General features: G+C 73.5%; 19 protein-coding genes. 5 read left to right on the top strand and 14 right to left on the bottom strand.

The window, feature by feature from the left end; all coding sequences use genetic code 11:
* Positions 1-16: 16 nt before the first annotated feature.
* The 7 genes from LE548_RS06720 to LE548_RS06690 all read right to left on the bottom strand — a co-directional run bounded on the left by LE548_RS06720 (position 17) and on the right by LE548_RS06690 (position 10,686).
* Entirely contained in the window at positions 17-1,117 is a 1,101-nt protein-coding gene (locus tag LE548_RS06720) for a winged helix DNA-binding domain-containing protein (RefSeq protein WP_225095719.1), read from the bottom strand.
* A gap of 62 nt (positions 1,118-1,179) precedes the next feature.
* Entirely contained in the window at positions 1,180-2,502 is a 1,323-nt protein-coding gene (locus LE548_RS06715) for an extracellular solute-binding protein (RefSeq protein ID WP_225095718.1), read from the bottom strand.
* On the bottom strand, positions 2,499-3,692 hold the full coding sequence (locus LE548_RS06710) for a hypothetical protein (RefSeq protein ID WP_225095717.1): 1,194 nt from the start codon (positions 3,690-3,692) through the stop codon (positions 2,499-2,501). Before LE548_RS06710 ends, LE548_RS06715 begins: the two co-directional genes overlap by 4 nt.
* Positions 3,689-5,257 (bottom strand): VWA domain-containing protein, encoded by a 1,569-nt coding sequence (locus LE548_RS06705; protein ID WP_225095716.1) that lies wholly within the window; start codon positions 5,255-5,257, stop codon positions 3,689-3,691. Before LE548_RS06705 ends, LE548_RS06710 begins: the two co-directional genes overlap by 4 nt.
* A 48-nt stretch (positions 5,258-5,305) precedes the next feature.
* The gene (locus tag LE548_RS06700; RefSeq protein WP_225095715.1) at positions 5,306-7,618 is read right to left on the bottom strand and encodes a tetratricopeptide repeat protein; all 2,313 of its coding nucleotides are present in this window, start codon (positions 7,616-7,618) and stop codon (positions 5,306-5,308) included.
* Positions 7,615-9,672, bottom strand: coding sequence for a serine protease (locus LE548_RS06695; RefSeq protein WP_225095714.1), 2,058 nt, complete (start codon positions 9,670-9,672; stop codon positions 7,615-7,617). The genes LE548_RS06700 and LE548_RS06695 overlap by 4 nt, the downstream gene beginning before the upstream one ends.
* Before the next feature lie 369 nt (positions 9,673-10,041).
* The gene (locus LE548_RS06690; RefSeq protein WP_225095713.1) at positions 10,042-10,686 is read right to left on the bottom strand and encodes a phosphoribosyltransferase; all 645 of its coding nucleotides are present in this window, start codon (positions 10,684-10,686) and stop codon (positions 10,042-10,044) included.
* Positions 10,687-10,842: 156 nt separating this feature from the next.
* Here LE548_RS06690 and LE548_RS06685 point away from each other — a divergent pair, with 156 nt between their 5' ends.
* Entirely contained in the window at positions 10,843-11,610 is a 768-nt protein-coding gene (locus LE548_RS06685; protein WP_225095786.1) for a polysaccharide deacetylase family protein, read from the top strand.
* Positions 11,611-11,639: 29 nt separating this feature from the next.
* Positions 11,640-12,080, top strand: a complete 441-nt coding sequence (locus LE548_RS06680) for an SRPBCC family protein (protein ID WP_225095712.1) — start codon at positions 11,640-11,642, stop codon at positions 12,078-12,080.
* Between the two features lie 51 nt (positions 12,081-12,131).
* On the opposite strand, the gene LE548_RS06675 is transcribed toward LE548_RS06680, so the two are convergent.
* The 6 genes from LE548_RS06675 to LE548_RS06650 all read right to left on the bottom strand — a co-directional run bounded on the left by LE548_RS06675 (position 12,132) and on the right by LE548_RS06650 (position 19,549).
* On the bottom strand, positions 12,132-12,773 hold the full coding sequence (locus tag LE548_RS06675) for a LysE family translocator (RefSeq protein ID WP_225095711.1): 642 nt from the start codon (positions 12,771-12,773) through the stop codon (positions 12,132-12,134).
* Between the two features lie 55 nt (positions 12,774-12,828).
* Positions 12,829-13,980, bottom strand: a complete 1,152-nt coding sequence (locus LE548_RS06670; protein WP_225095710.1) for an XdhC/CoxI family protein — start codon at positions 13,978-13,980, stop codon at positions 12,829-12,831.
* 43 nt (positions 13,981-14,023) lie between these two features.
* Positions 14,024-15,481, bottom strand: a complete 1,458-nt coding sequence (locus tag LE548_RS06665; RefSeq protein ID WP_225095709.1) for an NCS2 family permease — start codon at positions 15,479-15,481, stop codon at positions 14,024-14,026.
* A gap of 209 nt (positions 15,482-15,690) precedes the next feature.
* A complete protein-coding gene (locus LE548_RS06660; RefSeq protein WP_225095708.1) occupies positions 15,691-18,075 on the bottom strand; it encodes a molybdopterin cofactor-binding domain-containing protein in 2,385 nt (794 codons plus the stop codon).
* 2 nt (positions 18,076-18,077) lie between these two features.
* Positions 18,078-18,656, bottom strand: a complete 579-nt coding sequence (locus tag LE548_RS06655) for a (2Fe-2S)-binding protein (protein ID WP_225095707.1) — start codon at positions 18,654-18,656, stop codon at positions 18,078-18,080.
* Positions 18,656-19,549, bottom strand: coding sequence for a xanthine dehydrogenase family protein subunit M (locus LE548_RS06650; RefSeq protein ID WP_225095706.1), 894 nt, complete (start codon positions 19,547-19,549; stop codon positions 18,656-18,658). Before LE548_RS06650 ends, LE548_RS06655 begins: the two co-directional genes overlap by 1 nt.
* A 343-nt stretch (positions 19,550-19,892) precedes the next feature.
* Between LE548_RS06650 and LE548_RS06645 the strand changes: the two genes are divergently transcribed.
* Together LE548_RS06645 and LE548_RS06640 are read left to right on the top strand one after the other, a co-directional pair.
* A complete protein-coding gene (locus LE548_RS06645) occupies positions 19,893-21,566 on the top strand; it encodes a PucR family transcriptional regulator ligand-binding domain-containing protein (protein ID WP_225095705.1) in 1,674 nt (557 codons plus the stop codon).
* Positions 21,567-21,731: 165 nt separating this feature from the next.
* Positions 21,732-22,499: a hypothetical protein gene (locus tag LE548_RS06640; protein ID WP_225095704.1), complete on the top strand. Its 768-nt coding sequence runs from the start codon at positions 21,732-21,734 to the stop codon at positions 22,497-22,499.
* Positions 22,500-22,698: 199 nt separating this feature from the next.
* On the opposite strand, the gene LE548_RS06635 is transcribed toward LE548_RS06640, so the two are convergent.
* Complete coding sequence (locus LE548_RS06635) at positions 22,699-23,460, bottom strand: GntR family transcriptional regulator (protein WP_374116031.1); 762 nt, start codon at positions 23,458-23,460, stop codon at positions 22,699-22,701.
* A gap of 425 nt (positions 23,461-23,885) precedes the next feature.
* Here LE548_RS06635 and LE548_RS06630 point away from each other — a divergent pair.
* Positions 23,886-24,885: DUF2637 domain-containing protein (locus tag LE548_RS06630; protein WP_225095702.1), on the top strand; the 1,000-nt coding region annotated here is incomplete at its 3' end.

The raw sequence follows: 24,885 nt of genomic DNA, 5'->3' as shown, positions 1-24,885 counted from the left end.
GCCGCCGGGGGGCCGCTCAGCGCCGTACGACGGATCCGAACCGGACGTCGTACGGCGTCCCCGGGCACATCACCGCCGCCATCCGGGCGCCTTCGGCGCTCACGTCCTCCCGCTGGGCCTTCGTCAGGTCCCCGAAGGGCTCGACGACGAGGGTGTCGCCTCGAAGCTTCCACAGCCCGGCCAGGAAACCGTCCATCAGGAGGGTGCGGAAGGCCTGGTTGCCCTGCGCGGTGCGGCCCCGGTGCTCCGGCGGTACGACGCGGGTGCGGTCGGCGTGGGAGAGCAGCAGGTTGTCGTACTCGGGCAGGAAACGGGGCGGGGCCGGGGTGTCCGCATCGGGGCGCGGTGCCTCGGGCAGGTCGAACAGCTCGACCCCGTTCGGGTCCCGGAAGGTGAGCAGGTCCGGGCGCAGCCGCTCGAAGACGGGGCGGAGCCGGGTGAGTCCTGCCCAGGTCTGCATGTCCTTCACCGAGGCCGGGCCGAAGGCGGCCAGATAGCGCCGCACGACCGTCTCCGGGTCGGCGGCGGGCCCGGCGGGGCGGCCCAGCCAGTGCTCGGCGGTGGTGAGGGCCACCTGTCCGCCGCGGCCCCACAGCCCGCGCGGGGTGACCTGGACCAGGGGCAGCGTGCAGCGGGCGGCGATCGCGAGGGCGCGCGGCTCGGCCCCGGGCCACTCGGCGCCGAGGGCCGCGCGCAGCTGGGCCATGGTGCGCGGTTCGGCCTCGACCAGTTCGCGGGCGAGCGCGGCCAGCCGGCCGAGGTCGACTCCGGCGAGCCCCGCGCGGAAGACGCCCAGTTCCCGGTCCCGGGCGGGCTGGACGAACGGCCGGAGGGCGAGGCAGTCCTCGGCGGTGTGGGTGTGCAGCGTGGAGCGCAGCGTGGCGATGCGGGCGACCGCGCGCCGGGCCATGAGCCCGGAGAGCTCCTCGGGCGCGCATGCGTCGAGGCGGGCGGCGAGCGCGTAGTACGGGGGCTCGGTGTTCTGCGCCTGGAGTCCGACCAGGTGGCGCACCGCGTCCCGGGGGGACAGCGCCGAGCGGCGCAGCAGAAGCTGCCGGGCCAGGGTCGCGCGGTTCAGCGCGCGGATGCTGAGGACTGGGGCGCCGCTCTTCGTCATGCCCGCACGCTAGCCCGGCACGAGGACAGATCATGTCCTACTTCGGCCGGATGCGGGGCGGATCACGACGTGCGGTCGCACACCGACTGGAGCCAGGTCAGGCCGTGGGTCTGGCGCAGGGAGTCGAGGTTCTTCAACAGGGCGTCGAGGTGGTCGGGGTGGGCGAGGTACTCGATCGTCGCCTCGGCGAAGGCGTCGCGCACCGAGGGCGGCATCGCGTCGGAGCCGTCGAAGCAGTGCACCGCGCGGTCGTCGAGGAGGGTCGTGGCGAGGGCGTGGTGCCAGGCGGTGCCGCCGGCGCCGGGGGCGGGCTGCGCCTCGGGACTGACCGAGAAGCTGAACTCCCGGGCGCTCCAGGCCCGTTGGGCGTCGGCCGAGGCGAGGTAGCGGATCAGCGTCCGGGCCGGTGAGGTGTCGTGCAGCAGGGCGACCAGGTCGCCGGAGACCAGCCAGGCGTCGTCGGCCCTCGCCCCCGGGATCAGCCGGGCGGAGGGCACGTACCGGCCGTCCACCCGCTTCCAGGCGTCCTGGTTGCGGATGAACGACGCCTGGTGCTCCAGTGTGCAGCCGCGCGGGGTACGGGTGACCGGCTCGGACGCGTCCTGGTACGGCGTCTTCAGCGCCCGGCGCACCAGGGCCGGGTCGCCTCCCGCTCCCACCATGCGGCCCCAGGTCGTCCAGGCCTCCTTCACCTCCGTCGACTGCCAGGGCAGTTCGCCGCGCGCCCAGCGCTGGTAGACGTCCGGGCCGGACCGCTGGAGCAGGATGTCCTCGATCCAGTCGGTGCCGGGCCAGCCGCTGGTCGCCCCGGAGCCCATGCCGAGGCACCACTGCCCGGGTCGAGTCGCGGCCACGGCCAGTTGCTGTGCGCTGGTGCCGGCCGGGTACCAGACGAGGCTCTTCAGGTCGGCCTTGAACGGGAACCAGTACACGTGCCCGTCCAGCGGTGTGGTCCAGGACGCGCCGAACCCGGGCCGGGGCAGCAGATCGTCGACCTGCTTCAGCTGCCCCTGCCGGGCGTAGGCCGCGAGTTCGCCGGGCCCGGTCAGCACCACCACGTCGGGCGGGGTCCCGGCCTCGACGTCGGCGCCGAGCACCTCGCTCTCGGCGGAGCTGCCCTGGTAGTCGACGTGGATGTGGTGCCTGCGCTCGAACGGCTTCAGCACCGCGTCCCGGAAGTCCTGCTCGTCGGTGCCGGTCCAGTTGGCCAGCAGAGTGACGGTCGGCTCCTGCCGGAGGGTGCGCACCCCGGCGACGAGGGCGGCGGCCAGCAGGATCAGGCAGCCGGCCAGCACGGCGACGGTACGGGTGCGGACGCGGATGCGGGGCCGGCTGCGGCGCGGGGCGGGCGCGGCTTGCGCGGGGCCGCCGGTCGGGGCGCTCACCGGGGCCTGAACCGGTAGTCGTCGATGTGCCGCCGCAGTCCGGTCTCGGCGAGGGCCATGAGCAGGATGCCTCCGATCAGGATCCACACCGCGGCCGACGCGCGGAAGCCGGTGTGGGCGAGGTACGAGGCGGTGTTCCGCCCCGCGTCGGTGATGAGCGGCCCGGTCAGCGGGCGGTCGAGCAGCGTGCGGGTGCGCGCCATGCCCCGGTGCGTCCACACCGTGAACAGCAGCGCGGTGACCACCCAGGCCGTGAGGAGGGTGCCCGCCGCGAGCAGGGCGCGGTTGTACCGGCGGCGGAAGCGGCGGCGCAGGAAGAGCTGGGTCTCCAGCAGGGCCGCGGCGAGGGCGACGGCGAGCAGCAGGGTCACGGTCCAGCCGCACCACAGCCACGCCCCGAACGAGCTCTGGCCGTGCACCGCGGCCCGCTGCTGGGCCCGCAGGCCGGTCAGCCGGGCCTGGATCCCGGAGCCCTGGTCGGTCAGCACGCTGGTGGCGTAGCTGAGGTAGGCCTCGCGCAACACGCTGTCCGCGGGCTGCAGTTGGGCCTGCTGGACCTTGACGGCGTACACCGTGATCAGCCCGGCGACGGTCTGCAGCGCCTGCCGGCCCGCCGGCCCGCCGACGCCGTCCCCGGCGGCGGCCGCGAGGCTCTGCGCGGCCACCGAGATCTGCTTCTGGAAGTCACTGGTCGGCGCCGCCGCCCCGGCGTCCCGCTGCGCCTGGTCGAGCGCGTACAGCGCGGTGTCGATGGACAGCACGGCCGGCGCGCTGGAGGTACGCAGCGGGTCGGCGTCGCCGTGCACCCCTTCGTACGACAGGAACAGGGACAGCGTCAGCAGCGCCGACAGGACCAGCAGCAGACGGTGGCGTACGGAGAGGTCGTGGGCGGTGGTACTGGCCCCGGGACCGGCCCCGGCGGGCGGACGCCGGCCGGGGAGGAGGGGGTGGAGCGGGCGGACGATACGGTCCAGGGGTCCCTGGGGGCGGAGCGGGCGGGCGGGGGCGGACGCGCGGAGGTGGCCGGCGCGGTGCGGACCGGTCCGCGGGGCGGCGGCCGGCGTGCCGGGGGCAGGGGTGTCGGGGGCCGGTGTGCCGTGCGGGTCCGTCGCGCGCGCGGTGGGCGGCGGGCCGGAGGCCGGGGTGCCGTAGGGGCCGCCGGGGCGTGGGGTGGTGGGGTCGGGGGTCATGTGGGCGATCCCCTCAGGGGACGGCCGCAGTCCCCTCCGCAGTAGAGCGAGTCGGCCGGGCCGAGCCAGCCGCACTCCGGGCACTCGACCAGGCAGTCGGGGTCGGGGCCGCCCTCCTGCGCCGGATCGGCGCCGGGCGGGGTCGCGGGTGGCGGGCCGGAGGCGGGCGGCTGGGGCGGGGTGGTCATGGCACTGGAGAGGATCAGGTGCTGCCAGTCGACGTCCTTCAGACCGGCACGGACCCGTCCCGTGCCGCGTCCGTCGCTCCCGCCGTTCCCGGCGCCGTCCCCGCTCTCCCCCTTGTCCTCGATGCGCCGCAGCGCGCCGAGGAACTGGGCGTCGTCCAGCTCGCCGGCCAGGGCCAGCGCCCGGGTCAGCGCGCGGTCCGCCGCCGCCCGGCCGTCGGCACCACGCAGCCAGGCCCGGTAGGCCTCGGCGACGGCGGCGCTCGCCTGCTGGTACAGCTCGTGCCGGCGCACCCCGGGATGCCGCCGGGAGGCGTCGAGCGGGTTGTCGGTCCAGCGCACCAGGATCGGCCGCGGCGGGGGCAGCCGTACCGGGCGGCCGACGTCGGGTACGACGACCTCGACGGCGGCCAGTTGCAGGTCCTCGCCGGTCTCCCGGCCGGTCGGGTCGGCGCTCAGCACGGCCTGGAAGTGCCGTACCTCGTCGCCCCAGGCCCGGGTGACGTACTCGATGCCGCGCCCGGCGGAACCGGCCCGGACGGCGGTCAGTTCCTGCTCGCCGGGCACCACCTGGGTGACCCGGCGGATCACCGTGCCGGGAGTGGGGGTGAGTCTGATGCGCAGCTCGGGCACCGCGGTACCGAGCAGACCCTGCATCAACTCCTCGTAGGCGGCGGTCAGTTCGGACGCGTCGCGGACCGCTCCGGCGCGGCCGTGCAGCCGCCGGGTGATGCGCAGCAGCAGCTCGGCGTCCCAGTCGTCGCCGATGCCCCAGGCGTCGCAGACGAACCGGCCCTCGCAGGCGTCCAGGGCGGTCTGGAGGGTCATGTCGGCCCGGTGGTCGTGCTCGTTGCGTCCGTCGGTGAGCAGCAGGACGTGCTTGACGGGGGCGGACTGCTGCTTCAGCAGCCTCCGGGCCAGATCGAGCCACATGCCGATGGCGGTGCCGCCGTCCGCGTCCAGGATCCGTACGGCCCGCTCGGCGGCGTCCCGTTCGGCGGGCCCGGCGACGGCCATCGGCGCGCCGCCGGGGCCGGGGTGGACCACGGTGGCGTCGAACCGCCCGGAGAGCACGGCGAAGGCGGTGCCCTCGGGCAGCAGCCGGACCGCGGCGACGGTGGCGTCCTTCGCGGCGTGCAGCTTGGCGGCGGGATGGAGCATGGAGCGGGAGGTGTCGACGATCAGCACCTCGGCGAGCGCGGGCCCCGCGGCCCCGCCGGGGGCGGTGGCGGCGAGTCCCGGGCCGCCGTGGCTGCGGACGCCGATCTCCAGGATGGCGTGCATCTCCCGGCCGGCCCCTCCCGCGGGGGGCGGCGCGACGGGCAGTTCCTTCTGCTGGCCGACCGCGAGGGTCACCTCGATCTGCCGGGCCCCGGTCATCGTCGTCGTCCCCCAGGTCGTCACTGGCGTTGCACGGACAGTCGGTCGTCAGAAGGTGGTCATCGGCCGGACCGCGTGGGCCAGGTCGAGCAGCCGGCCGTGTTCGGCGGCGGTGCGGGCCTGTGCGGCCAGTTGCCGGAAGGAGTGCTCCAGCAGACCCCGCAGGCTGTCCTCGTCTCCGGGCCCGAGCAGGTCCCCGGCCGGGAACTCCGGTCCCCAGCCCGGACCGGGCCGGCCGTGCAGGGCGTTCTCACGGACCTCGGCGGCCAGCCGGGCCCGGGACTCGCCGTCGGCGGCGCCGCCGTCCAGGCGCAGCTCGGGCAGCCGCCGGGCCGCGTCGCGCAGGTCGGCCGGTGCGGGCGGGCGCCCGTGCAGCAGGCCGGCGCGGACACGGACGGCGGCGATCCGGGCGGCGTCGTGATGGCGGGAGGTGGCGGGGACGTCGTCCAGGACGCGTACGGCCGCGTCCCGGTCGCCGCCGGCCAGATGGCCCCGGGCCAGCCCGAACGCGGCGGCGGTGTGCGCGAAGTCCCGCTTCCACACGGCCTCGTAGAACCGCATGGCGCGGGCGTACGCGGCGTCGGCATCGGGTACGGCGTCGGGGTCTCCCCCGCTGCCGGCCGCGTGCTCGGCGCAGTAGCCGAGGGCCAGCTTGGGGACGTACTCGCCGGGCAGCGCCCGGTGGACGGTGTCGAAGTGGACGCCGGCCTGAGGGACTTCGCCCTTGCTGAGGTGGAGGACGCCGCGGTGCCAGGCGATGCGCCAGTCGTAGGCGGCGGCCCGTTCGCCGAGCTGGGTCTCGGCCTCGGCGAGCCAGCCGACGGCCTGCTGCTGTTCGCCGCGTCGGAGGTAGGCGCGGCACAGCCACAGCGCGGTCTCGGGGGTGCCGAGGCGGGACTCGCGGGGCCACTGCCGGGCGACCCGGTCGGGGGCGTCGGGCGGGAAGGTGTCCAGCAGCAGGGCGGCGCCGTCGGCGGGGTCGGGGACCGGTTCCGGCAGGGCACCGGCGACCTCGGCGGCGGACGGCGGGGAGACGTCGAGGCCGAGCGGCCGCTCGCCGGGCCGGCGGGTCCAGTGGTCCAGGCCCGGGATCGCGCCGAGGCCGGCGTCGAGGCTGGCGCCGGTGGCGCGGAACCGGGTGGAGCTCTCCGGCAGCTGCTCGCCGAACTGCAGCGAGCGGAACTCCCGCAGCACTTCCCACAGTTGGCGGGACATCTCGGCCGCCGTGCGGAACCGGGCGGCGGGCTCGGCGTGGGTGGCGCGGTCGACGATCCGGCGGAAGGAGTCGGGGGCGAGCCCGCGGGCCGGTTCGGTGCCGCGGGCCAGGGCCTGGAGGGTCATGCCGACCGTGTAGAGGTCGCTGTCGACGTGCCAGCCGCGCCGGTCGATCTCCTCCTTCGGCGGGGCGAACGTGGCCGTGTAGACGTAGGCGGAGGTGCGGTCGCCGATCGCGCGGACCGCGCCGAGGTCGATGACCTTCACCGCCCGGCCGAAGTGGATGACGTTGGCGGGCTTCATGTCGCAGTAGAGCAGCCCGCGTTCGTGCATGTACTGAAGGGCACCGAGGATCTTGCAGCCGTAGGTGAGGACGTGGTCGAGACGGGGGCGGCCGTGGAAGATCCGCTCGGCGTCGTCGGAGTCGAAGAGCTGCTGCAGGGAGCGGCCGCCGATGTAGTCCATGACGAGGTAGCCGGTGGGGGTGCGCCCGGGGGCGCGGTGGTCGGCGTAGGTGATGATGCGGACGATGTCCGGGTGGTGCAGATCGGTCAGGGAGCGGCGTTCCTCGACGGCGCCCAGGCGGGCGAGGGCGTCGTGGACGTTGATCTGGCCCTTGAGGACGACTCGGTGGCCGTCGGCGCGGGTGTCCTCGGCGAGATGGATCCAGCCGAGGCCGCCGCGGGCGAGACAGCCGAGGACGCGGTAGTGATCCGCGACCACGTCGCCCTTGTCCAGCTGCGGCAGGAACGAGTACCCCGTACCGCAGCGCGGGCACCGGCCGGTGGCGCGGGCGGGCTGCCCTCCGTAACCGACCCCGACGGTCATGGTGCAGCCGTTCGCCCCGCAGCGGCGGCCGCCCGTCGGCGGGCGCGGATCGGCCACGAGCACGTGATCGGGAACGGGTACGTCGGGGAGTACGACGAGCCCGTGCTGATCGAGTTCCCCGACCCCGGCGACAGCGTGCACGGCCGACGGCCCGTGTCTCTCCTCACCCCCGGCCCCGCCGGCCGGGACCGACGGCTCGGCCCGCGGCGCCCGCACGGCCGGCACGGCACGCGGCTCGATGTGCCGGTGCCCGCAGGTGTCGCAGTAACCGGTCGCCATGATGTGGCCCGCACACCCGGGCCGGATGCATGAGGTCACGACGGGCTCTCCTCTCCTGGGCGGGGAGTACGGGGTGATGGCGCCGGGTGTCCGGGGGCGGGGTGACCGCGGACCGGTGTTCGCTGGGGTGGGGGTGGAGTGAGGTCCGGGGATGAGGCCGGACGGTCCGGGGGCGGGGTCGGGTGATCGAGGGCCCGGGCCGGGTGATCCGGGGGCGCCGGGCGTCCGGGGGCCGGGTGGCCGGCTTCCCTGCCCCGGTTTCCGGGGGGCGAGGCGGCCGGCGTCGTACCCCTGTCCTCCGCTGTCCCGGCCGGGTTCCCGGATGTCGGTGCCGTGCCCGAGCAGAAGGTGATGAAGCGGTTGACGGCCGCCTCGGCTCGTTCGAGGTCGCAGGGGGTGTGCCGGAGGAGGGCCAGCGCGTGTTCGTAGAGCTGGTACGCCTCCATGATCCGGTCGCCGGGCGAGGACGGGCCGGTACGGCCCAGGTCTCCAGGCTTGTCCCGGCCCGGCGCCTCCGACGAGCCGTACGGCATCGGCTCCCCCGGCCGGCCCGGCGCCTCCGCCGCCCGCTGCCGGCACAGGGGCCACTCCGCGCTGACCCGGCCGAGGAGTTCCTCGCGGCGGTGCAGGCGGGTGTCGAGCAGGCCGATCGCCTGCTCCAGACGCTGCCGGCGGCGGTCGGCGGCCTCTTCGAAGGTGAACAGCAGGCCGACGCGCGCGGGTTCGCGTTCGCGATCCGGTGTGTGGGCGACCCAGGCGCGCAGCATCCGGGTGCGCCGTACCCCGCCCTCGGCCCGTTCGACCAGCTGCCGGGAGCCGGGGCCGGGCAGCACCCGGTCCCGCAGCCGGTCCAGGGCCGGGCCCAACTCCTCGACGATCCGGTCCAGTTCGGCGTGCAGCCGGACCCAGCGGTCGTACAGCGGCCGGCCCACGAGCAGCTCGGCCGCCTGGTCGGCGCGTTCCCCCTGGCGGCGGAAGACCAGCAGCAGCCGGGCGCCCTGCCGGGCGAGCCGGTCCAGCAGGCCGAGCAGCGCACCGGGTTCGGCGGCCTCGTCGACGCCGACCAGCACGGCGGCGAGCGGGACGCGCAGCGCGCCGAGCCGTTCGGGCCGGGGGTCGTCGCCGATGCCCAGGCGGGCGGCGACGCGGTCCATGACGTCGGCCGCGGTGAGCTCCTTGACGTCCAGCGCGAGATCGTGCGCGCCGGCCGGGGGCACGGTCTCGGGCGGGTCGTGGCTGAAGACACTGGCGTTGCGGTCGGTACGCAGCTCCCGGTCGGCGAGCGTGACGGCCCGGTTCAGGGTCCAGGCGCGGTCGCTGCGGTCGGGGACGACGGTGACGAGGACCGGCCAGCCCTCGCCCCGGAACCAGGAGGCGAGTTCGGTGGCGAACCGCACGTCGAGCGCGCCGGACGCGGCCCGGGCACCGGTGCGCAGCCTGGGGTCGACGGCTTCGGCGCCGTCGGTCCAGGCGGCGACCTGCGGCAGATGGCTGAGGATGGTCTCGGTGGGGCTCATGTAACTGAAGGCGGAGGGGGTTCCTTCGTCCACGCTGAGCACGATGCCGATGACCCGGCCGGTCGCGTGGTCGACCACGGGGCCGCCGCTGAAGCCGGGGGCGGCCAGTTCGCCGGGGCTCAGCGGGCGCAACTGCACCTGGCTGTCGCGGCCACGGGGGGCTTCCAGCGTGGCGCCGTGCCAGCGGCCGCCGTCGTCGCCGTCCGGGAAGCCGTACATGCTCACCTCGCCGTACGGCACGGCGAGTCGGTGGAGCCGGGTGGCATGGCCGTCGGGCAGGGGCCGGTCCAGGCGCAGCAGGGCCAGGTCGCCGCTGCTGCTGCCGAGGCTGTCCTCGCGCTGCGGCACATGCTCGTCCGCATGGACCGTGGCGGGTACGGGGTCCAGGCCGCGCACTCCGACCAGGCGGACGGTATAACGGCGGCCGGGACTCACGACATGGGCGGCGGTGAGCACCCGGTCGCGGGCGAGCAGCACCCCCGCACCGAGCACCTGCCCGTCCGGCGCCTCGATGCGGGCGATCCAGGACGGCATCCGTAACCGCGTTGTGACGGCTCGCTCCCCCGTGCGCGTCATGGCCACCAAGCTACTCCGCGTACCGGCCCGGTACTACTGGTGTGCACGGGGGCGTTGCCGAGACGCGGGAACCGGGACGAACAAGGGACGACTGCTGTACCCGCACACCGCCGGGAGCGGCCCCGACACCGGTGCCGCCCGCGAACCGACGGCAGCGGGCTCCGTGCCGGTGCTGCCCATGACAGGCGCCGACTCGGCGCGAGCGCCACCCACGAGCCGTGAGGGCGGACTCGGTGCGGGCGCCCCCGGCCCGCACCGCGAACCGGTGACCCCGCCCGCGAAACGGCGGCACCGAACGTCGTGCCGGTGCCGGCCACGACGGGAGCCGGCTCCGTGCCGGTGCCCCCGCAGAGCCGGCCGGCGGGTGTCTCAGTGCTGGGCGTGGAGTGCTTCGAGTACCTGGGCGTCGGTGAGTTGCTCGAAGTCCTCGTACCACTGGCCCACGGCGGCGAAGCCGGCCGGCCGGTACGGGCACACGACGGTGTCGGCCTCGGGCGCGAGCCGGTCCAGTGAGTCGGGGGCACCGACGGGTACGGCGAGCACGAGGTGCGCGGGCCGGCGGCGCCGGACGTGGCGCAGGGCCGCGCGGGCGGTGGCCCCGGTGGCCAGCCCGTCGTCGACCACGATCACCGTACGCCCGGCCGGGTCCGGGGGCGGACGGTCGCCGCGGTAGCGCTCCTCGCGGCGGCGCAGCTCCTGCCGCTCACGCTCGACCGCCGGCGCCATCGACTCCTCGGTGAGGCCGAGCATGTCGAGGGTGCCGGCGTCGAAGAGGGGCGGGTCGCCCGCGGCGAGCGCGCCGACGGCGAACTCCTGATGGTGCGGGGCGCCGATCTTGCGGACGACCAGCACGTCGAGCGGGGCGTCGAGGGCCCGGGCCACCGGTTCGGCGACGGCGATGCCGCCCCGCGGCAGCGCGAGCACGAGCGGATCGGCGAGCCCCTCCCGTTCGCACAGGCCGACCAGCAGTCCGGCCAGTGCCCGCCCGGCCTCGGCACGGTCCCGGTAACGCATGGCTGGTCCTCCTCCGCGGAGCCCCTCCTTCCATGGTGCTCCTCCGGCCGACACCACCGGAGGCATGCACACACCAGAGCTATACACTGCGTGTATAGTGCAGGCATGTCTCTGTGGACCGGCAAGATCCCGAACCCGAAGCGTGCGCCGAGGAAGATGCGCGAGACCACCCGAAGGTTGCGTCCCGCCGCGCTCGCCTCCGCCACCGTATGCCTCGCGCTCGCGCTCTCCGGCTGCGCCCAGGTCGACACGACCGCACCGAGCACCGCACGGGCCGCGGCGGCGAAGGGGACACCGGCGACGTTCGGGACCGTCGACTGCCGCAAGGCCAAGTGCATCGCGCTCACCTTCGACGCGGGGCCCAGCGAGAACTCCGCGCGACTGCTCGACATCCTCAGGGAGAAGAAGGTCCCGGCCACTTTCTTCCTGCTCGGCAAGAACCACATCGAGAAGTACCCCGAGCTGGTCAAGCGGATGGCGGCCGAGGGCCACGAGGTGGCGAGCCACACCTGGGACCACAAGATCCTGACGAAGATCTCGGACGCGCAGATACGCGACGAGCTCAAGCGCCCCGACGACGCGATCGAGCGGCTCACCGGGCACCGGCCCACGCTGATGCGCCCGCCGCAGGGCCGTACGGACTCCGACGTGCACAGGATCGCCAAGGAGGAGGGCCTGGCGGAGGTGCTGTGGAGCGTGACGGCCAAGGACTACACGACCAATGACTCCGCGCTCATCAAGAAGCGGGTCCTGGAGCAGTCGTCCCGGGACGGGATCATCCTGCTGCACGACATCTACCCCGGCACCGTGCCCGCCGTGCCCGGCATCGTCGACGCGCTGAAGGAACGCGGCTATGTCTTCGTGACGGTGCCTCAGCTGCTGGCGCCCGGCAAGGCGGAACCGGGCAAGGTGTACCGTCCCTGACGCCCGCCACGGGCCCCTACGATCATGCCGTGCCGACCTTCTCCTTCACCCGCACGGCCCCGCTCCCGCTCGACGAGGCGTGGCGCCGGCTGACCGAGTGGCCCCGCCACGCCGACGCGGTCCCGCTGACCCGGATCAGGGTGCTCACGCCCCCGCCGACCCAGGTGGGCACACGCTTCGTGGCCCGCTCCGGCATCGGCCCGCTGGCCTTCGACGACGTCATGGAGGTCACGCTCTGGTGCCCGCCCGCCGACGGGGAGGCAGGCCTGTGCCGCCTGGAGAAGCGGGGCCGGACGGTCCTGGGCTGGGCCGAGATCGAGGTCCGGCCGGGGCCCGGGGGCCGTACCCGGGTGGTGTGGCGGGAGGAGTTGCGGGTGCGGTGGCTGCCGCGTGGCTTCGACGGCGTGCTGGAGCGGACGGCGCGGGTGATGTTCGGGCGCGCGGTGAACCATCTGCTCCGGCGGGCGTGAGCACCCCGGAGGGGCGCGGGGACATGCAGTGCTACGCGGGGACATGCATCGCTAGTCCTTGCGCCCCGTCACCGCCACCGTCACCCCCAGCCCGATCATGGTCAGCCCGCCGGCCCCACCCACGGCGGACAGCCTGCGCGGTGAGCGGGCGAACCAGTCGCGCGCGGCGGAGGCGGCCAGCCCCCAGACGCTGTCGGAGGCCAGCGCGATGGCGTTGAAGACGAGCCCGAGCAGCAGCATCTGCGCGGGGACGTGTCCCAGCCCGCGGTCCACGAACTGCGGCAGCGCCGCGCCGAAGAAGACCGTCGTCTTGGGGTTGGCCACACCGACCGCGAAACCTTCCCGGAAGGTGCGCACAGCACCGTGCCCGGGACCGCCCGGCTCCGCGAACGAGGCCCGCAGCGAGCCGCGTTGCCGCCAGGCGCGCACGCCGAGATACACGAGGTAGGCGGCGCCCGCGAGCTTCAGCGCGGTGAAGACGAGCAGCGAGCGCTCCACGATCGAGCCGATGCCGAGCGCGACGACCGCGACGAGCACGTACGCGCCGAGCGTGTTGCCGGCGACGGTGATCAGCGCGGCCCGGCGGCCGTGGGCCAGGGCGCGCCCCACCACGAACAGCACGCTGGGGCCGGGCACCACGATGAGGAGGAGGGACAGCAGCGCGAAGGCCGCCAGTCGGTCGGAGGGCACCATGCCTTCATGCAAACCGGGCCCGGCATCGCCCCGCAAACCGTTTTCCTGCGCTCTCTCAGGCCACCGATCCGATCAGCCCGTCCGGCCGGGACGCCGTGTCGTGGTGGATCGGGGTGTGCGCGCCGGTCAGCGAGGCCCCGCTGCCGCCGCGCCGGTTCGCGACGATCTCCGCGCCGATCGACAGGGCCGTCTCCTCCGGCGTACGGGCGCCGAGGTCGAGGCCGATGGGCGAGCGCAGGCGGGCCAGTTCCAGTTCGGTGACGCCGATGTCGCGCAGGCGCCGGTTGCGGTCGAGGTGGGTGCGGCGCGAGCCCATCGCGCCGACGTAGGCGACGGGCAGCCGCAGGGCCAGCTGAAGCAGCGGTACGTCGAACTTGGCGTCGTGGGTGAGGACGCAGAGGACCGTGCGGCCGTCGGTCTCCGTGCGCTCCAGGTACGTGTGCGGCCACTCGACGACGATCTCGTCGGCGTCCGGGAAGCGGGTCCTCGTGGCGAACACCGGGCGGGCGTCGCACACGGTGACGTGGTAGCCGAGGAACTTGCCGACGCGGACCAGTGCCGAGGCGAAGTCGATCGCGCCGAAGACGATCATGCGGGGGGCGGGGACGGAGGACTCCACCAGGACCGTGAGCGGGGCGCCGCAGCGCGAGCCCTGTTCGCCGATCTCCAGGATGCCGGTGCGGCCCGCGTCCAGGAAGGCGCCGGCCTCGGCGGCGACGGTGCGGTCCAGTTCGGGGTGGGCGCCGAAACCGCCGTCGTAGGAGCCGTCGGGGCGGACCAGGAGGGCCCGGCCCCGCAGCTCGGCCGGGCCGTCCGTGATCCGCGCGACCGCCGCCGCCTCCCCACGGGCGGCGGCGGCCAGCGCGGCGGCGACCACCGGCCGGGCGGGACCGTCCGCCCGGACCGGTGTGACGAGGATGTCGATGATTCCACCGCAGGTCAGGCCGACGGCGAAGGCATCCTCGTCGCTGTAGCCGAAGCGTTCGAGGACGGTTTCCCCGTCGTCGAGCGCCTGTTGGCACAGCTCGTACACGGCGCCCTCCACGCACCCGCCGGAGACCGACCCGATGGCCGTGCCGTCGGCGTCCACCGCGAGGGCGGCGCCGGGCTGGCGCGGCGCGCTGCCGCCGACGGCCACCACGGTGGCGACGGCGAAGTCACGGCCCTGCTCGACCCACCGGTTCAGCTCTTCGGCGATGTCCAGCATCTGTCGGTCTCCTCACGGGTTGCGGATGACGGGGCCTTGGCGGCTAGTGCACGCCGAGCCAGGCCTCGATGGGATGGAGGGCGAAGTAGATCAGGAAGACGACCGCCAGGCCCCACATGAAGGCGCCGATCTCGCGGGCCTTGCCCTGGGCGGTCTTGATGGCGGCGTAGGAGATGACGCCCGCCGCGACACCGGTGGTGATGGTGTACGTGAACGGCATCAGGACGACGGTCAGGAAGACCGGGATCGCGGTGGCGCGGTCGGCCCAGTCCACGTGCCGGGCGTTCATCAGCATCATGGCGCCGATGACGACCAGGGCGGCGGAGGCGACCTCCGGCGGGACGATCGCGGTGACCGGGGTGAAGAACAGGCAGGCCGCGAAGAACAGGCCCGTCACCACGGACGCGAGGCCGGTGCGGGCGCCTTCACCGACGCCGGTCGCCGACTCGATGAAGACGGTCTGGCCGGAGCCTCCCGCCACACCGCCGATCGCACCGCCCATGCCGTCGATGAACAGCGCCTTGGACAGGCCGGGCATCCGGCCCTTGTCGTCGGCCAGCTCGGCTTCGGTGCCGACGCCGATGATGGTGGCCATCGCGTCGAAGAAGCCGGCGAGGACGAGGGTGAAGACGATCATGGCGATCGTCATCGCGCCGACCTTGCCCCAGCCGCCGAACTCGACGTGCCCGAGGAGTGAGAAGTCGGGCATCGACACGGCGCTGCCGTGCAGTTCGGGGGCGCCGTTGGCCCACTGCTTGGGGTCGATGACGCCGAGGCCGTTGAGGACCGCGGCGACGATCGTGCCGGAGACGATGCCGATGAGGATGGCGCCGGGGATGTTCCGGGCCTGGAGCATGAAGATCAGCAGCAGGGTGCCGGCGAAGAGCAGCACCGGCCAGCCGGTGAGCTGGCCCGCCGGACCGAGGCTGAGCGGGGTGGCCTCGCCCTTGTGCACGAAACCGGACTTGTAGAGACCGATGAGCGCGATGAACAGGCCGATGCCCATGGTGATGCCGTGCTTGAGCGCGAGCGGGATCGCGTTCATGATCATCTCACGCAGGCCGGTGACGACCAGCAGCATGATGACCACGCCGTACATCACGCACATGCCCATGGCCTGCGACCAGGTCATGTTGGGGGCGACCTGCGAGGACAGCACGCCGGAGACGGACAGGCCGGCGGCGAGCGCGAGCGGCACCTTGCCGACGAAGCCCATCAGCAGTGTGGTGAACGCGGCGGCGAGCGCGGTCGCGGTGATCAGTGCCTTCTGGCCGAGCGTGTCGCCGTGGACGTCCTTGCCGGACAGGATGAGCGGGTTGAGCAGGAGGATGTACGCCATCGCCATGAAGGTGGTGATGCCGCCGCGCACCTCACGCGCGATCGAGGATCCTCTTCTGGATATGTGGAAGTACCGGTCGAGCCAGGACCTTCCGGCCGGGACGCGGCTGCCATCGCCCGCGTCGTCGGCTGCGGTCCTGGGCTCCACTGACTGCTGGGTCATGGTGCCATCTCCCAAGGTTCACAGGGGCACCCGTACAACTGCCCTGACAGGTACGGGATTTGGGAATGGACGACCCGGGGGACGGCCCGAGACGAACGAATTTCCTGGTACTTCAAGGACCGCGAGCGGAGCGGAACTCAAAGGGGGTTCCTCCGGGCGGCGCGGCGGAGTGTGTGACGTTCCCTGCGCCGCCCGGAGAGCTTTCGGTGTTACGCGGTTCCCGTGAGGTGCTCGGGCCGTACCGGAGTGCGGTTGAGCTCCAGCCCGGTCGCGTTCCGGATCGCCGCGAGGACGGCCGGGGTGGACGACAGGGTCGGGGCCTCGCCGATGCCACGCAGCCCGTAGGGGGCGTGCTCGTCGGCGAGTTCGAGCACGTCGACCGGGATGGTCGGCGTGTCGAGGATCGTGGGGATCAGGTAGTCCGTGAAGGAGGGGTTCCTGACCTTGGCGGTCTTCGGGTCGACGATGATCTCCTCCATCACCGCCACGCCCAGGCCCTGGGTCGTACCGCCCTGGATCTGGCCGACGACGGAGAGCGGGTTGAGCGCCTTGCCGACGTCCTGGGCGCAGGCCAGTTCGATGACCTTGACCAGGCCGAGCTCGGTGTCGACCTCGACGACCGCGCGGTGGGCGGCGAAGGAGTACTGGACGTGGCCGTTGCCCTGGCCGGTGCGCAGGTCGAAGGCCTCGGTCGGCCGGTGCCGCCACTCCGCCTCGATCTCGACGCTCTCGTCCTCCAGGACGTCGGCCAGGTCGCCGAGGACCTCGCCGCCGTCGGTGACGACCTTGCCGCCCTCCAGCAGGAGTTCGGCCGTGGCCCAGGCGGGGTGGTAGGAGCCGAACTTGCGCCGGCCGATCTCCAGCACCCGCTCGCGGACCAGCTCGCAGGCGTTCTTCACGGCGCCGCCGGTGACGTACGTCTGCCGGGAGGCCGAGGTCGAACCCGCCGAGCCCACCTGGGTGTCGGCCGGGTGGATGGTCACCTGGGTGACGCCGAGCTCGGTGCGGGCGATCTGCGCGTGGACGGTGACACCGCCCTGGCCGACCTCCGCCATCGCGGTGTGCACGGTCGCGACCGGCTCGCCGCCGATGACCTCCATGCGGACCTTGGCGGTGGAGTAGTCGTCGAAGCCCTCGGAGAAGCCGACGTTCTTGATGCCGACCGCGTAGCCGATGCCGCGTACGACGCCCTCGCCGTGCGTGGTGTTGGACAGACCGCCGGGCAGCTGCCGTACGTCGGCGCCCTCGCTGGACTCCCACTGGCGCTCCGGCGGCAGCGGCATCGCCTTGACGCGGCGCAGCAGTTCGGCGACCGGGGCCGGGGAGTCGACCGGCTGCCCGGTCGGCATGATGGTCCCCTGCTCCATGGCGTTGAGCTGCCGGAACTCCACCGGGTCCATGCCGAGCTTCTTCGCCAGCTTGTCCATCTGTGCCTCGTAGGCGAAGCACGCCTGGACCGCGCCGAAGCCGCGCATGGCGCCGCAGGGCGGGTTGTTGGTGTAGAGGGCGATGGCCTCGATGTCGACGTCGTCGATCACGTACGGGCCGACCGACAGGGACGAGGCGTTGCCGACGACCGCCGGGGAGGCGGAGGCGTAGGCGCCGCCGTCCAGGACGATCTTGCACTTCATATGGGTCAGCTTGCCGTCGCGCGTGGCGCCGTGCTCGTAGTAGAGCTTCGCCGGGTGGCGGTGGACGTGCCCGAAGAAGGACTCGAACCGGTTGTAGACGATCTTCACCGGCTTGCCGGTGCGCAGCGCGAGCAGGCAGGCGTGGATCTGCATCGACAGGTCCTCGCGGCCGCCGAACGCGCCGCCGACGCCGGCCAGCGTCATGCGCACCTTCTCCTCGGGCAGGCCGAGGACGGGCGCGATCTGGCGCAGGTCGGAGTGGAGCCACTGGGTGGCGATGTAGAGGTGGACGCCGCCGTCCTCCTCGGGGACGGCGAGACCGGACTCGGGGCCGAGGAAGGCCTGGTCCTGCATGCCGAAGGTGTACTCGCCCTCGACGATCACGTCGGCCCGCTTGCGCGCCTCCTCGACGTTGCCGCGGACGATCGGCTGGCGGTGCACGATGTTCGGGTGCGGGACATGGCCCGAGTGGTGGTCGTCGCGGTTCTCGTGGACGAGGATCGCGTCCGGCGCGGTCGCGGAGGCCTCGTCGGTGATGACGGGCAGCTCCTTGTACTCGACCTTGATCTTGGCGGCGGCGCGGCGGGCCGTCTCCGGGTGGTCGGCGGCGACGAGCGCGACCGGCTCGCCGTGGTGGCGTACCTTGCCGTGGGCGAGGACCGGGGTGTCCTGGATCTCCAGGCCGTAGTTCTTCACCTCGGTGGGCAGGTCGTCGTACGTCAGGACCGCGTAGACACCGGGGGTGGCCAGGGCCTCGCCGGTGTCGATCGAGAGGATCTCGGCGTGGGCGACGGTGGAGCGCAGGATCTGGCCCCAGAGCATGTCCTCGTGCCACATGTCGGACGAGTACGCGAACTCGCCGGTGACCTTGAGGGTGCCGTCCGGGCGGAGCGTGGACTCGCCGATGCCGCCCTTGGTCTGGGAACCCTGGGTGATCTTGGTGGGAGCGCCGTTGGTGGGCACGGTCAGACCGCCTCTCCCTGCCGGGCGGCCGCCAGGCGGACCGCGTCCATGATCTTCTCGTAGCCCGTGCAGCGGCACAGGTTGCCCGACAGTGCCTCGCGGATGTCCGCGTCGGACGGGTTCGGGTTGCGCTCCAGGAGTTCGTCGGAAGCGACGAGCAGACCCGGGGTGCAGAAGCCGCACTGGACGGCGCCGGCGTCGATGAACGCCTGCTGGATGGGGCTCAGTTCGGTGCCCTCGCCGGTCTGCGAGTCGGTGCCCTTGGCCTGCCACTGCTTGGCCTCGTCCAGCGAGGTGCCCTTGGAGCCACAGGAATCGCCGCACGCGCGCTGCTGGGCGAAGTCCGCGAGGCCCTCGACGGTCACGACGTCGCGGCCCTCGACCTGGCCGGCCGCGACCAGGCAGGAACAGACCGGCACGCCGTCCAGGCGGACGGTGCAGGAGCCGCACTCGCCCTGCTCACAGGCGTTCTTGGAGCCCGGCAGGCCGAGGCGCTCGCGCAGGACGTACAGCAGGGACTCGCCCTCCCAGACGTCGTCGGCCTCCTGCGGACGTCCGTTGACGGTGAAGTTGACGCGCATTACGCAGCTCCCTCAGATGCGCGGCGGGCGCCGCGGTACGACTCCCAGGTCCAGGTCAGCGTCCGGCGGGCCATCACGCCGACCGCGTGGCGGCGGTAGCTCGCGGTGCCCCGGACGTCGTCGATCGGGTTGCAGGCGGCGGAGCACAGGTCCGCGAACTGCTTGGCGACCGACGGGGTGATGATCTTTCCGTTGTCCCAGAAGCCGCCCTCGTCGAGCGCCGCGTTCAGGAACTCCTCGGCGGCCTTGGCCCGCACCGGCGTGGGCGCGGCCGAGCCGATGCCTGTGCGCACGGTGCGGGTCTCGGGGTGCAGCGCGAGACCGAAGGCGCACACGGCGATGACCATGGCGTTGCGGGTGCCGACCTTGGAGTACTGCTGCGGGCCATCGGCCTTCTTCACGTGCACGGCGCGGATCAGCTCGTCGGGCTGGAGCGCGTTGCGCTTGACGCCCGTGTAGAACGCGTCGATCGGGATGAGCCGGGTGCCGCGGGCCGCCGAGGCCACCTCGACCTCGGCGCCGGCCGCGAGGAGGGCGGGGTGGGCGTCACCGGCGGGCGAGGCCGTGCCGAGGTTGCCGCCGACGCCGCCGCGGTTGCGGATCTGCGGGGAGGCGACCGTGTGCGAGGCGAGCGCGAGGCCGGGCAGCTCGGCACGGAGATTCTGCATGATCTTCGTGTACGGGACGGAGGCACCCAGCCGTACGCTCTCCTCGCCGACCTCCCACTCGTAGAGGTCGCCGATGCGGTTGAGGTCGAGCAGGTACTCGGGCCGGCGGTGGTCGAAGTTGATCTCGACCATCACATCGGTGCCACCCGCAATCGGCACAGCGGTGGGGTGCTCGGCCTTCGCGGCGAGCGCCTCCTCCCAGCTGGCGGGGCGAAGGAAGTCCATGACCGGCTCTCTTCTTCGTCTCGTGGGTCGTTCAGATTGAGCCAATCCGTGTGCGGCGGGCCCGGCTCGTTCATGTCCTGTTAACGCGCAGTGGACTCAGTACACCGCCCCGTACTCCGGCGGGGTCAGTCACCGAAACCATGAAGGAGTTGGCTGGCCACGGAGGTCATCTTGTAGATTCGTATGAACGGAGGCCATCGGTTACCTCACCGATTTCCTGGAGAAACGCAGGAAACGGCGACGAGACCCTGGAGAGCGCCCTGTGCGGCCCCGTGCCGGGCCCTTCCCACGTCACCCTCCAAGATCCATCGTAGGTTTCGAGACAAAGAACGGCGGCGACGAGATGCGGCTGCGCGCACTTCTGGACACCGATGCGCTGGGCCTGCGGCTGCTCGGTGGCGAGGACGAGCTGGACCGCCAGGTCCGCGGTGTCATGACCACCGACCTGCGCGACCCGAGCCGCTACCTCTCGGGCGGCGAACTGGTGCTGACGGGCCTGGCCTGGCGCCGGGACGCCGCGGACTCCGAGCCCTTCGTCCGCATCCTGGTGCAGGCCGGCGTGGCCGGGCTCGCGGCCGGCGAGGCCGAGCTGGGCGATGTGCCGGACGACCTGGTGCTGGCCTGTGCCCGGCACCGGCTGCCGCTGTTCGCGGTGCACGAGTCGGTGGCCTTCGCGACGATCACCGAATACGTCGTCCGGCAGGTCTCCGGCGAGCGCGCCGGGGACCTGGCCGCCGTGGTGGACCGGCACCGGCGGATGATGACCTCGGGCCCGGCGGGCGGCGGCCCGGACGTGGTCCTGGACCTGCTCGGCACCGACCTGGACCTGCGCGCCTGGGTGCTCTCCCCCACCGGCCGGATGATCGCCGGCTCCAAGGAGGCGGGCCCCGAGCTGCCCGCGGAGACCTGCGCGAAGCTGGCCGCCGAGCACCTGGCCGCCACCCGCACCGGCCGGCGCGGCCCGTACCGCGTCCTGCTGGGCTCCGTGACGTACTCGCTGTTCCCGATCCGCTCCTCCGGCCGCTCCCCGCAGGCCGCCCGCGATGTGCGCGAGACGGTCCTGTCGGACTGGCTGCTGGCCGTCGAGGCGGACGCCGGCGACTGGCCCGAGGAGCGCATGGACCTGCTCCAGGGCGTCACCCAGCTGATCGCCGTGGAGCGGGACCGCCGGGAGGCGGCCCGCACGGTGCGGCGCCGGCTCGCCCAGGAGGTGCTGGAGCTGGTCCAGACGGGCGCTGCGCCCGCCGAGATCGCGGCCCGGCTGCGCGTGGCCGCCCCGGTGCTGCTGCCCGGCCTCGGCGCGGCCCCGCACTGGCAGGTCGTGGTGGCCCGCGTGGAGTGGGACGGCGACAGCGTCGAGGGCGGGCCGGTCGCCCAGTCGCTGCTGGAGGAAGTGCTGGTCGACCCGCTGGCGACAGGCCCGGAACCCTCGGACCGGATCGCGGTCGCGCACACCGGCGACGAGGCGATCGCCCTGGTCCCGCTGCCCGCCGTCTCCTCCGAGCACGACGGCTCGGAGACCGGGCTGCTGGCCGACGCCCTGCTGCGCTCGGTGCGCGAGCCACTGTCGGCGGGCCTGGACGACGACGGCCGGCTCACCCTCGGTGTCAGCGCGGCCGTGCACTCCGCGGAGGGGCTGCGCGGCGCGCTGGAGGAGGCCCGGCACGCCCGCCGGGTGGCGGCCGCCCGCCCCGGCCGGGTCTGCGCGGCCGGCCACCAGGAACTGGCATCGCACGTCCTGCTGCTGCCCTTCGTCCCGGACGACGTCCGCCGCGCGTTCACGGCCCGTCTGCTCGACCCTCTGACGGACTACGACCGCCGCCATCGCGCCGAGCTGATCCCCACCCTGGAGGCGTTCCTCGACTGCGACGGCTCCTGGACCCGCTGCGCCACCCGGCTCCACCTGCACGTCAACACGCTGCGCTACCGGGTGGGCCGGATCGAGCAGTTGACGGGACGGGACCTCTCGCGCCTGGAGGACAAGCTCGACTTCTTCCTCGCCCTGCGCATGAGCTGAGGTCAGCGGGGGCGCGCGGGGCCGAACCCGGTCACGCCCGCACTCCACTACTTTGTGAAAAGTTTCACCCACCCCCTTGGCCCGGCCGGGCGATCGGTGCTGGAATGCCGCCACCACTCAAAGCTCGATGGCGTGCTCGGGGAGGGCAACGTGGCGCACTCCGCCATGTCTGGCAACGGAACGACCGCCGGTGACGATCCGCTCCAGACCGCGGTGTGGCGGTTGCGCTCGCGGGCCTGCTGGGCGGACGCGGCGGCCCTGCTGCCGCCGGACACCCCCGGGGCGGCCCTGCAGCGGGTCGCGCTGCTGGTCGAACGGTGTCTGTACACCGAGCGCGGCTGGGCGGAGGCGGAGGACGCCCTGCGGACGGCGGAGGCGGTCGCGCACACCGACGAGGAACGGGGCGCCGCGGCCTGCGAACGCGGGCAGCTCGCCTACGCGGCGACGCTGCACGGGGTGCGGGACCGGGCGGACGAGGCGCGGGCGGCACTGGGCCGGGCGGCGGCGCTGATCCCTCCGGGTTCGGCGGGCCGGGCCCTGCTGGACTTCCGCCGGGGCCTGCTGGCGGAGAACCTCACCCGCTCCCCGCAGGCCGCCCGCGCGGCCTACCGGCGGGCCCACGCGGGCGCCACCGCGCACGCCGACCCGCTGCTGCTGTCCTTCACCTGGCGCCACCTCGCCGGACTCGCCCTGCGCGACGGCGAGTTGGCGGAGGCGCGGCACGGTTTCGCCGAGTCCCTGCGCATCAGGGAGGAACTGGGCTACCTGGTCGGCACGGCCCCCGCACTGGCCTCCCTGGCCGACACGGAGTCCGAGCCGGAGGCGTCCCGGCTGCGGGAGGAGGCACGGCGGCTGTTCCGGCTGCTGGGGGGTGTCCCGACCTGGCTGGCGAGGCAACTGACTCCACCGGCTCCGGGGGTGGCTACGGCGTAGGGGCCGGTTCGGGGCGCTCGCGGCTGCGGGCAGTCGTGCCGCTGGGGCGATGGGGGGTCCCCCGCTCGAAGCGAAGCCGAGAGTCGGGGAGGGTGGGCGATGGGGGTCCCCCGCGCGAGCGCGGTCGAGCGTGGGAGAGGCACCCGGCACGCGCCGGCAAGCGACCCGGCCCCCGGCCGGCCTCGGTACCGGCAACGATTCAGCTCGCGCCCGCGAAATGTTCCGCCACCAGCCCCCGCACCACATCCACATCCCCGGCGATCAACGCCTCCAGCAGCGCCATGTGCTCCGCCGCGTCGGCGACCAGGTACCCCCGAGCCCTGCGCACCGGCGGCCACTGGGAGCGGCGGTGCAGGTCGGTCGCGGTGCGGACCAGCTGCTCGTTGCCGGACAGGGAGAGGAGCGCCCCGTGGAAGGCCCGGTCGGACTCCGCGTACGTCGCCGGACAGCCGGCTGCCGCCGCCCGTACCGTCTCCTCCGCCAGCGGACGCAGTTCGGCCCACCGCGCGGCCGGCACCGTACGGGCGAGCCGCAGCATCACCGGCACCTCGATGAGCGCGCGCACCTCCGCCAGCTCGGCCAGCTCGCGCGCGCCCCGCTGGACGACCCGGAAGCCGCGGTTGGGCACGACCTCGACGGCACCCTCCAGGGCGAGCTGCTGCATGGCCTCCCGCACGGGCGTCGCCGAGACCCCGAAGCGGTCGCCGAGCACCGGCGCCGAGTACACCTCACCCGGCCGTAGCTCGCCGGTGACCAGCGCCGTCCGCAGCGCGTCCAGGATCTGCCCGCGCACCGAGGAACGCTGCACGGCCACCCGCGGCTGCGGAACCGGCCGCTCACTGTGCGTGTGCTCGCCCCGGGCGCCGGGCCGGGCGGTCTCCCGCTCCCGCGTGCCGTCCGGGGCCGCGAGGGCGCGCGTCTGTGCGGGAACCCGCGCGGAGCCCTGCGTGACCTGCTTCACGGGGTCCACGGGATCCTCCTGGCGGCTTGTCGGCACTTGGGTCATTAACGACGAGTTGTTACTTGTCCGTCAAGCACCTTAGGCGCACGACCCGACGGTGCAAATTCACCCGCCCTCCCGTGGCGCATGTCTCACCGCGCGTCCACTAAGATCATCACCGGCGGACCACCCGGCCTCGGACCGGCTCCCGGACAGAGAATTCACAACTTCCTCACGTGCCGCAGGAACTTTCCGAGGAACCACCCGTACGGGTAGTCTTATTCGAACTCAACTCCCGCCCCTCATGCGGCAGTTCGAGCAGAACGCCGTCCTGGGCATCCCCTTGCACTTTCTTGGCGGCCTCTTGCCCCGAAACCCCCTGAGGGCCGTCGGGAGTGGGCCACTATGGCGGGCGTTACGCCCTATCCCAATGCAAGGGACCCCTGATGAGACTGACCGACATATCGCTGAACTGGTTGCTTCCGGGCGCCGTACTGCTCCTGGGCATGCTGGCGGCGGTGGCGGTGCTCGCGCGCGGCAAGCGCTCCTCCGGGGAGAACGCGAGCGCGGACGACTCGTGGGAGCGCAGCGAGGAGCGCCGGCGGCGCAAGGAGGCCATCTACGGCACGGCCTCCTACGTGCTCCTGTTCTGCTGTGCGGCCGTCGCGGCCGCCCTGTCCTTCCACGGCCTCGTCGGCTTCGGCGAACAGAACCTGGGGCTGACCGGCGGCTGGCAGTACCTGGTGCCGTTCGGCCTGGACGGCGCGGCAATGTTCTGCTCCGTGCTCGCCGTGCGTGAGGCCAGCCACGGTGACGCGGCCCTCGGCTCCCGGATACTCGTGTGGATGTTCGCCGCGGCGGCGGCCTGGTTCAACTGGGTGCACGCGCCCCGGGGTGCCGGGCACGCGGGTGCTCCGCAGTTCTTCTCCGGCATGTCGCTGTCGGCGGCCGTCCTGTTCGACCGGGCTCTGAAGCAGACCCGCCGGGCCGCGCTGCGCGAGCAGGGCCTGGTGCCGCGTCCGCTGCCGCAGATCCGGATCGTGCGCTGGCTGCGGGCTCCTCGCGAGACCTACCGGGCCTGGTCGCTGATGCTCCTGGAGGGCGTGCGCAGCCTGGACGAGGCGGTCGAGGAGGTCCGCGAGGACAAGCGGCAGAAGGAGGAGACCCGCCAGCGCCGGCGCGACCAGCAGCGCATCGAGCGCGCCCAGTTGAAGGCCATCAGCCGGGGCCACCGCGGTTTCGTGGGCCGGGGCGGCCGGCAGGTCGAGGTGCAGGCGGTGGAGCGCGGCCCCGCCGAGGTGACCGCGGAGCCTGCCATATCGACCGCGGAGCAGCTGCCCGTCCGCGCCCGTCCCTCCCTTCAGCCGGTCCGCAAGCCGTCCGCTGAGCCGGTGACCGTCGACCTCACCGCGGAGGACGACACCATGGCGCTGCCGCGCCTGGACT

The sequence above is a fragment of the Streptomyces sp. CoH27 genome (genome assembly GCF_020181035.1).
GTDB classification, from domain to species: Bacteria; Actinomycetota; Actinomycetes; order Streptomycetales; family Streptomycetaceae; genus Streptomyces; species Streptomyces camelliae.
This window is presented reverse-complemented; position numbering and strand designations above follow the sequence as displayed.

Excerpts from the sequence above, each read along its gene's own strand:
- LE548_RS06675 (WP_225095711.1), bottom strand. The coding sequence starts at position 12,773 with ATGGTGCCCTCCGACCGACTGGCGGCCTTCGCGCTGCTGTCCCTCCTC.
- LE548_RS06645 (WP_225095705.1), top strand. The coding sequence starts at position 19,893 with ATGCGGCTGCGCGCACTTCTGGACACCGATGCGCTGGGCCTGCGGCTG.
- LE548_RS06640 (WP_225095704.1), top strand. The coding sequence starts at position 21,732 with ATGTCTGGCAACGGAACGACCGCCGGTGACGATCCGCTCCAGACCGCG.
- LE548_RS06690 (WP_225095713.1), bottom strand. The coding sequence starts at position 10,686 with ATGCGTTACCGGGACCGTGCCGAGGCCGGGCGGGCACTGGCCGGACTG.
- LE548_RS06685 (WP_225095786.1), top strand. The coding sequence starts at position 10,843 with ATGCGCGAGACCACCCGAAGGTTGCGTCCCGCCGCGCTCGCCTCCGCC.
- LE548_RS06655 (WP_225095707.1), bottom strand. The coding sequence starts at position 18,656 with ATGCGCGTCAACTTCACCGTCAACGGACGTCCGCAGGAGGCCGACGAC.
- LE548_RS06720 (WP_225095719.1), bottom strand. The coding sequence starts at position 1,117 with ATGACGAAGAGCGGCGCCCCAGTCCTCAGCATCCGCGCGCTGAACCGC.
- LE548_RS06695 (WP_225095714.1), bottom strand. The coding sequence starts at position 9,672 with ATGACGCGCACGGGGGAGCGAGCCGTCACAACGCGGTTACGGATGCCG.
- LE548_RS06710 (WP_225095717.1), bottom strand. The coding sequence starts at position 3,692 with ATGACCCCCGACCCCACCACCCCACGCCCCGGCGGCCCCTACGGCACC.
- LE548_RS06650 (WP_225095706.1), bottom strand. The coding sequence starts at position 19,549 with ATGGACTTCCTTCGCCCCGCCAGCTGGGAGGAGGCGCTCGCCGCGAAG.
- LE548_RS06705 (WP_225095716.1), bottom strand. The coding sequence starts at position 5,257 with ATGACCGGGGCCCGGCAGATCGAGGTGACCCTCGCGGTCGGCCAGCAG.
- LE548_RS06665 (WP_225095709.1), bottom strand. The coding sequence starts at position 15,481 with ATGACCCAGCAGTCAGTGGAGCCCAGGACCGCAGCCGACGACGCGGGC.
- LE548_RS06670 (WP_225095710.1), bottom strand. The coding sequence starts at position 13,980 with ATGCTGGACATCGCCGAAGAGCTGAACCGGTGGGTCGAGCAGGGCCGT.